Source organism: Streptomyces sp. NPDC058086 (assembly GCF_042885015.1).
GTDB lineage: Bacteria > Actinomycetota > Actinomycetes > Streptomycetales > Streptomycetaceae > Streptomyces.
In genome coordinates this window covers 1-8,455 of the sequence record NZ_JBHVST010000205.1, presented here as the reverse complement: position 1 = coordinate 8,455, position 8,455 = coordinate 1, and the positions used below count along the sequence as shown (strand labels likewise).

At 64.9% G+C, this 8,455-nt stretch carries 8 protein-coding genes and 1 pseudogene; 6 read left to right on the top strand and 3 right to left on the bottom strand.

What is annotated here, in order from left to right; translation table 11 throughout:
* Window positions 1-22: 22 nt before the first annotated feature.
* Window positions 23-1,030, bottom strand: coding sequence for a M14 family zinc carboxypeptidase (locus ACFVWD_RS56405; protein ID WP_389606812.1), 1,008 nt, complete (start codon window positions 1,028-1,030; stop codon window positions 23-25).
* Between the two features lie 571 nt (window positions 1,031-1,601).
* On the bottom strand, window positions 1,602-1,886 hold the full coding sequence (locus ACFVWD_RS56400; protein ID WP_389606810.1) for a TetR family transcriptional regulator C-terminal domain-containing protein: 285 nt from the start codon (window positions 1,884-1,886) through the stop codon (window positions 1,602-1,604).
* 248 nt (window positions 1,887-2,134) lie between these two features.
* Between ACFVWD_RS56400 and ACFVWD_RS56395 the strand changes: the two genes are divergently transcribed.
* The 4 genes and pseudogenes from ACFVWD_RS56395 (at window position 2,135) to ACFVWD_RS56380 (ending at window position 5,221) form a co-directional block, all read left to right on the top strand.
* On the top strand, window positions 2,135-2,401 hold the full coding sequence (locus ACFVWD_RS56395; protein ID WP_389606809.1) for a type II toxin-antitoxin system Phd/YefM family antitoxin: 267 nt from the start codon (window positions 2,135-2,137) through the stop codon (window positions 2,399-2,401).
* The gene (locus ACFVWD_RS56390) at window positions 2,398-2,643 is read left to right on the top strand and encodes a type II toxin-antitoxin system RelE/ParE family toxin (protein ID WP_389606807.1); all 246 of its coding nucleotides are present in this window, start codon (window positions 2,398-2,400) and stop codon (window positions 2,641-2,643) included. The genes ACFVWD_RS56395 and ACFVWD_RS56390 overlap by 4 nt, the downstream gene beginning before the upstream one ends.
* A 301-nt stretch (window positions 2,644-2,944) precedes the next feature.
* Window positions 2,945-3,961: pseudogene (locus tag ACFVWD_RS56385) on the top strand (IS701 family transposase); the annotation flags it as partial.
* Window positions 3,962-4,606: 645 nt separating this feature from the next.
* Window positions 4,607-5,221 carry a hypothetical protein gene (locus ACFVWD_RS56380; protein WP_389606805.1) on the top strand — a complete coding sequence of 205 codons (615 nt, stop codon included), beginning with the start codon at window positions 4,607-4,609 and terminating at the stop codon, window positions 5,219-5,221.
* 496 nt (window positions 5,222-5,717) lie between these two features.
* Here the strand turns inward: ACFVWD_RS56380 and ACFVWD_RS56375 are convergent, their stop codons facing one another.
* Entirely contained in the window at window positions 5,718-7,097 is a 1,380-nt protein-coding gene (locus ACFVWD_RS56375; protein WP_389606804.1) for an IS1380 family transposase, read from the bottom strand.
* A gap of 517 nt (window positions 7,098-7,614) precedes the next feature.
* Here ACFVWD_RS56375 and ACFVWD_RS56370 point away from each other — a divergent pair.
* Entirely contained in the window at window positions 7,615-8,058 is a 444-nt protein-coding gene (locus ACFVWD_RS56370) for a hypothetical protein (protein WP_389606802.1), read from the top strand.
* 54 nt (window positions 8,059-8,112) lie between these two features.
* A partial coding sequence (locus ACFVWD_RS56365) for a hypothetical protein (RefSeq protein ID WP_389606801.1) occupies window positions 8,113-8,455 on the top strand: 343 nt, incomplete at its 3' end.

Here is an 8,455-nt window from a genome sequence, read left to right as displayed (position 1 = left end):
CGACATCCAGCCCCACCCTCGATCAGCGAACAGACCGATCATGGCAGCCCGGCACACTCATCATCACCGGTTTACGGATTTCCCAACGGAGTCGTTCACGCCGGGGAGGAGTCACGTAGGCGGGGCTGCAGGGGTCGCTGGAGGAGCCGCCGCTGTTCCAGGCGAAGCCGTTGTTGCGATTGAGGTCGACACCACTTTGGCTCGCGTCGGTGGGCGGAGTGGGGCAGGCGGTTGTCTCGTTGGCGTTGTCTGCGTTCTTGCGCTGGAGCTGCGGCGCGTCGCCACCGGACTGCACGATGTCGACACCGTCCGGGTTCGCCACGGGGATGACCCAGAACTCGGTGTTCTTCAGCAGTTTGGTGACGGTCTTGTCGCTGCCGTAGTTGTCGACCAGTTCGTCGATCCAGCGGTAGGCGATGTCGCCGGTCGCGATCTCGCGGGCATGTAACTGACCCATGAGCAGAAAGCGCTTCTTGGGTGCCTTCGGGGACAGTGAACAGTCCTTCTTGGTGGCGATGTTGGTGATGCAGATCGCTGTGAGGTCGTGGCCGTTGTCGCTGCCGTGGAGTTTGCGCCAGGACGCGCCGTAGTTGATCACCTTGGCGAGCCGGGGATTGCGGTGGGCCACCTGGCGCATATGCCTGTACTGACCGGTGATCGTGGGATAGCCACCGTAGTAGGTGTCGTCCGAGGCGGTGGGGGTCTTCCAGCTGGCCTTGGGCAGTTCGCGCGTCACCTTCGACGTGAAACCGAGCTTCGTCAGCCGCTGCCGCTCGTCATCGGTTGCGAGGATCCTCAGGGACGTCCGGCTGGCGCTGTGCATCACGTCGAAGCCCCGGCCCTCAAGCAGTTCGGCGTCGTAGCCGGCGCTGGTCGCGGCCGGGACCTCCAGCTCGTAGAGGCGCGTGGTGGTGATGTCGGCCGCCGTGGTGGTGTGATCGGTCCGGCTGAGCGGAGTGACGGTGAGAGTGCCGGCCAGTGCGGCCGCGGCGGTGGCGGCCAAGACCGCCGTGCGTGGTCGGATGCGCAAGGTGCCTCCTTTGGGGGCGAGGGGGAAGCGCGCCGTGGCCGCGAGGGGCGGGGGGAGACGTCGCAACCCGGCAACCCGGCGCTGAATGTTTGATCCCAAACGGTGTGGATGGGGGCGCCCCTGCGTCAATGAAGTTCGGCTTTGCCTTTCCTGTGAATTGCACCGGCATCGATGTCGCCAAGGACATCGACGCGGTCGGGCCGCCCCTCGGCGAGCGGAAGATCAGCTACCACGGGGCCTCGCACGCCGAGCTGTTCCCCCGGCGGATCCGCGCCGCGACTTCCGCGACGCCCTGGGCTTCCGCGACGCCGCCGTCGACGCCGCCCAGGACACCACCGCCTTCGCCTCCGGCGCCAGCCGCAGCGACCGAATTCCCCCGGAGACCCCATCGATCGCGGCCCCGACGACGGAGCGGGCGTGAGCATCCAGCCCGGCGTACGTACGCTCGATGACCGGCACCTGCCGCAATTGCGGCTCTACCGCCACTCAGAGCGGTGGCAACCCGCGCCTACTTGCGAGCGAGGCGTCGGTTCTCCATACGGTCCAGGGCCTCCGCCGAAGCCGCCTGCGGTCACACCTCCGCTGGGCTGAGCGCCCGGCGCCAGTACCCAGTGACGGCGTGGCGCAGCCGTTCGGTGTCGACGGCCTGTGGGTCAAGCAGCCGCTGCAGTCCTATCCCGCGGAGTTGCCCGACGATCGCGACCGCGACCTCGGTGGGAGTGAGGTCGGTGCGGCTGGTGCCGTCCTTGATGCCGGCATGGACGTCGTCGCGCACGTCGGCGCGGAAGGCGTCGTCCCGCTCGCGGAAGATCGGCGCCAGCTCCGCCGCCGTGGCGGCCTCGGCCCACAAGAGCAAGAAGGCCCTATATCCAACCCCTTAACCTTGAATTACGGAAAATTAGGGCGTAAGAGACAGAGTGGTAAGTCGGAATATGTCCCAGCCGCAGCAGGAACAGCCGGTGCCCGCCAGCCCGATCCGCGGGCCAGCATCAAAGACGCATCACGACACGGCCGACGCCGAAGTCGTCGACGCTCCCGCACAGCCCCACGAGACCGACCATCGTGGGGCTGCCAGAGTGTGCACACTTCCGTAAGGTGGTGTGCATGACGACGGAGAGCATCACCTACTCGATCGTGGAAGCCCGCGCGCGCCTGGGGGCCATCGCGCGCGAGGTCAGCGCCACCCGGGAACCGGCCGCCATCACCGACCACGGCCAGACCATCGCGATACTGGTCAGCCCTGCCGACGCCCTGGAACTCCAGGAGCTGCGGGCGCTGGCCGCCTACCGTGCGCGCCAGGAGCGCGGCGAGAGCGCCGGCGTTCCTCACGACGAGGCATACCGCCGTGTGTTCGGCGGAGCTGAGGCGTGAGCTACGAGGTCATCGGGGAGCCCGAGGCCCTCGCCCAGGCGGAGCGGTTCGCCAAGAACGACCCCGAGGGGGTGCGGCAGGTGTTCACCGCCGTCGACCACCTCGCGGACAACCCCAGACCCGAGGGCGCGTTCGGCGGCGCCGACGTCCTTCGCATCCACGTCGGTGCCTACCGCGTGATGTACGAGATCAGCGACCACCAGGTCCGTGTCAATGTCATCCACCTCGGACGTCTGCGCTGAAGCCCAACCGAAAGGGGGGCAGCCTCCATGGGAGGCCACCCCCCTTTCACGTTCGTCCCGCCAGTCAGACCAGAGGGAAGAGGGGCCGGGAGCTGTCACAGGACACCTGGCTCACAGCTGACAGACTCACCGCGCACCGCCGACCCGTGACGCCGGCCAAAACGATGAAAGGGCCCTTCCGGGCCCTTTCTGAATGCGCTGGTGGACCTCGGCCACCGAGATCGTGCTGCTGCCAGGGCCATCCGCGCGACATACAGCACCCCGTCCAGGTGATCGACTTCGTGTGCGACCAGCCGGGCGAGCCCGGAGAATGCACGACGCGATCGGTCCGCAGGCGCTGATCGTCGACGACACCGGCTTCCTCAAGGACGGAGACGCGTCGGCGTGTGTGTCGCGGCAGTACACCGGCACCGCGGGCAAGGTCACCAACTGCCAGGTGGGAGTGTCGCTGCACCTGGCCCGTGAGCAAGCCTCGGCGGCGGTGAACTGGAGGCTGTTCGTGCCCGCTTCGTGGGATCCGGTCTCTGGGGAGGCGGATGCGGCCAAGGTCGCCCGACGCGGCCGTTGCGGCGTCCTTGCCCAGGTGGGGCATGTGGAGAAGTGGCAGCTGGCGCTGGACATGATCGACGAGACGCGGTCGTGGGGTATTGATGTTCCCTTGGTCGTGGCGGATGCCGGATACCGCGAGGCCGCCGCCTTCCGCGCGGGCCTGGAGGAACGCAACCTGCTCTATGCGGTGGGGATTGCCTCTCGGCATACGGCCCATCCCGCCGAGGCCCGGCCCGTCCTGCCCGCCTACGCGGGCACCGGCCGACCGCCAAAGGCGCGGTACCCCGACCCGCCGCGAACCGTGAAAGAGCCGGTCATCGCGGCCGGCCGGACATCCGCCCAACCGGTGTCCTGGCGGGAAGGATCCCGGCCGGGCACGGGCCAAAGCGGCTTCAAGCGCATGTACTCGCGTTTCGTGGCCCTGCGCGTGCGTCCCGCCGGACGCGGCGTCCGCACCGCCACCGACACCCCGGAGCTGCCCGAACGCCGGCTGCTGGCCGAATGGCCCGTCGGCGAGAGCGAGCCGGTGCAGTTCTGGCTGTCCAGCCTGCCCTCCGGCATGCCGCTGGCAACCCTGGTGCGGCTGGCCAAGCTGCGTCGGCGCATTGAACACGACTACCAGGAGATGAAACAGGCCCTGGGACTTGCCCACTTCGAGGGCCGCACCTGGGGCGGCTGGCACCACCATGTCACCCTCGTCTCCGCCGCCCACGCCTTCTGCACCCTCCAGCGCATGGCTCGCTCCCCAAAAGACACGGCGCCAGCCTGAGCCTCTACCAAGTCGTCCGTGAACTGCAGACACTCCTCGCTCTCTGGGCTGCCCCACCTGCCACCGCGACATACTCACCCCGATAGCAAGATGACCAAGCCCTACTAGGCACGGCCCGGCGAACATGGCCACACTGCGAAACCTCGCAGTCAACACACTCCGCGACGCCGGTCACCGCAGCATCGCCGCCGGACTACGACAAGTCACCTACACGCCCTTCACGCACCCGCTCGACTTGCTCGGACTCGCTTGACCTGCACCTGCACATGATCACCAGGACTTTGAATCAGCCCTGGCCAACCACCCGGGCGCGGAAGCCCGTCGAATGTGGACTCGTACGATCGAGCTCGATTGAACTTTTGCACCACGGTATGCGTAATTTACAAGGAGTACTCTTTTGCCACAACGAGATGAGGTATGGCTGTGGCCACACCAGTCAACGCTGAGAGCACATCGAGTGCTCAGGAAAGACAAAATAGTCGAAATATCCTCCTCCGGCTCCTGCGATTTATGTTGGAACGAATAAAATCAATGATCGGCGGCAGGGATCGCGAATCTTCGGAGGGAGCAGCGAACCCTGTCGGTTACAACCGAGGATCATCGGCAATAAACGCAACCCAAGGTTCACCGGGCAGAAGCGTCCACATGCGGCCGGGTACCGAGCCCTCGACCGAATCGGCGGGCCGGACTGAAGCGACAGGGACATCTAGAGATTTCGACCCGTATACCGAACTCGAGCGACAGCGGGGCGCCTACCATCAAAATCAGGAAAGGTGGGAACGGATAAACGCGACGGAGCCGCACCCCGGCTTTCCTGAAATTCCCGACCGAGCGGATGCGCGCCACGAGGGATATAATCCCTACCTGCATCACGAGGATTATAATTCCTATACACATGGCCCCGTCGATCACTGGCAAGAATACGAGAGTCTGAAGAACGGTCAACGTGGCCCTGATGGCTATTTGGACTTGAAAGAAGTAAACGCGGCAGACGCTCGGCGATGGGATAGTCATCAAAGAGCATTTCTCGCAACGAGAAGGGATAACTTTAGCCGCTACGACACTTCCCCGAATCTTCCCCCCACAATGGCGAGCGTCCTCAAGCAGCATCAGCAGCAGATGGCGGAAGTAGCACAGGCCGCGAAAATGAAAGTGGCAGAAGACAAAGCGCTGTTCAATAAATTCTCTGCACCCTCAGCTGCCTCACCTATCATTTCGCCAACACCTACCTACCGGGCTTCCCAAACTCGCAGCCGGTAGAAAGAAATCATGCCACGGGCGCCGCGAAACGCGGAGTTTCACGATTCGCCAAGAACGAGGCGCGGCGATTATTTGGTAGGAAATGGTCATCAAGTTTGGTGGAGGACCGGATGACACGCTTGGCACCGGCAGTGGTGATCTTCCCCGGGACACGAGGCCAGACCCGCCCGCACTGACACCGCCCGGGGCTCTTGTGTTTCTGGGAGTTGAAGTCCCCCCCACTGCAGTGGACAGCCTGATACTGGGGCAGATCGTCCTGGAGGAAGGGAGGTTCTTGACAAAACTGATTCCACGGGAACGGTGGGAAGTCGTGCGGCAGTTAGCCTCGATCGTTCATGAGTCCTCGTCGGTTCGCTGACGGGGACTCTGTGCTTGCGAGGTGCGGAATTTCGTGGACTGGGGCAGGTTGGCGGCCCGGCTGTCGGGTCGGGTGGGCGCCGGGGTTCCACGGCTCCGGGATGTTGCTGAGGCTCGTCGGGACGGTCGAAGTTGCTGGTCAGCCGGGGTTCGGCAGGGCTGCGAGTCGTTGGATCGCGCGGTTGATCACATCCGTCCAGGGCCATCGGGCGGTGAAACGGAGCCAGCGGCGGCGGCCGGTGGTGACGAACTGGGCGGCGGCAGAGAACAGCCGCAGACGAAGCCGTTCGGGCTCCCAGCGGCGGGTTTCTGCAGTCAGGGCGAGCATCGGCATCCAGGCCAGGAGGTCGAGTGCGAGGGAGACGATCTCCAGCCAGATCCGGTTCTGGGCGGTGTCGTGCAGGGGGAGGTTGCGCAGGCCGGTGTCGCGGGCGTTTCGGATGCGGTCCTCACAGCGGGCCCTGCGGCGGTGACGTAGTTCCAGGTCGGCGAGCTGGCCGCCCTGGGTGTTGGTCGCGAAACAGGTGAGCCGTAGTCCGTCGAGGTCGGTGAAGCGCAACTGGGCGCCGGGGTGCGGCCGTTCTTTGCGGACGATGAGCCGCATGCCCTTGGGCCACGTGCTCAGGTCGGGGATGTCGGTGATCTCTGCGACCCAGGCGCCGGGCCGCTCGGTGCCGTTGGCGTCGTAGGCTGGCGTCCATGCCTTCTTCGGGATCTTCAGGACGGCCTGGTGGATGGCGTCGGTGATGGTCATTCCGACGGAATATGACAGCCACCGGCCCCGGCGGGAGAGCCAGTCGAGGAAGGCGTGGGTGCCGCCGGCTGAGTCGGTGCGGATGAGTGTCTTGCGGCCTCGCCGCAGGTGCTTGGGGAGCTGGGCCAGGGCGAGTTGAGCTGTTTCGATGTGATCGCTCGCGGTGTTGGAGCCGGCGTTGCCGGGCCGCAGCAGGGCTGCCACCGGCTCTCCGGAACCGGCCTGGCCGTGGTCGACGAACGCGACGAGCGGATGATGGCCGAAGGTCTTCTTCCAGGTCGCGGTGGCGTCCTGCTTCTCGGAGTGCGCAAGGACCAGCACGCCGTCGATGTCCACGATCACGTGACCGTCGGCGGCCGGAGCGTGCGTCCCGGCCAGTTCCCAGACCTGCGACCGTGCTTCGGCCCGAGCCGACCGGATCGCGGTGAGCGCCTTCGGTCCAGCTGCGGCGAGGGAGTCGATGAGCCGGGAGACCGTGGGGTCGGATGCCACCGGGCCGAACACGTCGGGCTCGGTCCGCAGCATGGCGACATCGGCGAGGCAGTCCCCGCCCAGAGCCGTGGCAAGCGCGACATCCAGCAGGACTTTGCCCGGGTCGTGCACCGTCCGCGGCTTGCGCCACGGCGCCAGTGCCGTCGATATCGCGGTGTCCAGGCCGCACTTGCGGACCGTCTCGACCAGCAGCACCGCCCCAGCCTGCGAGACCGTTCCGCTGCCACCGCCCTCGACGCGGACACGCGGGTACAACCCGATACGCTTGCTCACCTGGAGAGTGCTTCTTTCCATGCAGCCAACAGGACCCTAGACAAGTCCCATCGTTGCAGGTCAGGAGCACTCTCCGCTTATTTGATCAAACATCGGACAACCCACCATGTGAAAGCGCGAAGCTAGGCAGGACCGTTTGGATCACCTGACGGCGTCGGTGACGCGGTGAGAGGCTGCCAGCGCTCCCACGCCGCCCCCGCCTTCAGGTTGTCGGCCAGTCAGCTCTTCGGAAACCGAGGTACCAAGCACGCCTTCCGACGTCCAGATCAGCACATCAACCTGAGCAACGATGCTGCTCCGCACGCTGTTCCACCATGCGCTAACTAAAAGGCCTACCGCGCCCCCTACCAACTCTCCTACCGGCAACCCCGCGGGCGTACTCACGATTTGCGCAGGCCAGATGGTCCTGTTCGACCAACTAGCTGCCGGTGTACGGCACTTGATGACACACCGGTGCTAAAGTGCTCCTCGTTCGATGATTCGAACAGTGTTGCGGTTCGATGAAGGTGAGGGTGGCATGACGAAGAGCAAGGTCTTGGCGGCTGTAGGGGCACTGGTGGCAGCCGGAGCCCTGATTGGCGTCACTGCTGCGCCTGCGACTGCGGGCGACGGCACGGCGTACAACACGAAAGGCCAGTACATTAGCTATTCCCCCGACGCGGGCATGAGCACCTCATGTGTCACGAGGCCCGGAGGGATCTATCTAGCGGCAAACAATTACTACTGGACGCTGACGGACAGCACTTACGACAATATCCTGTCCGTCAGGGAGATATATCTCGCGGCGGGCTGGTATGACTGGGTTGACTGCCTCCAGCCCGGCAATGGCAGTTACACCGAAACGTCCAGCCTGCACCTAAGGGGCCTTGCAGGATCCGCTTACCAGCGTAGTACGTTCTACCCTTGTGGCTGTGGCACCAAATGGGTGGTCTGGGGATCAAACCTCAGGGCCGTTCTATAGCGCGATCGTTTCCCTGTGTTCTCTGCAATCTCTCACGAGGAGCCTCGCCGAATCATGCGCTTTCATAGGATTGCCGCCGGTGTGATCGCGGCAGCAGCATCCTTCACCGTGCTGACTGCACCACCAGCTATAGCAGCCGGTACGGCCTATCACACCGGCACAAGCTACATACCTTACGATCCGGGCGATGTGGGCGGATCGCTGTGCATAGCGTCGAGGAGCATAAAACTCGCTGCGGGCACATACAGCTGGGGAAGCCTTCCGAATCGTTACGACCCCACAGTCCGATCCATCTATCTCGACGCGGGCACCTATACGTGGGTCGACTGCCTGGCCTTCCAGACGGATGGCTACTGGCATGTGATTTCAAAGCTGAAACCGCCGGCCGGATCCAGCC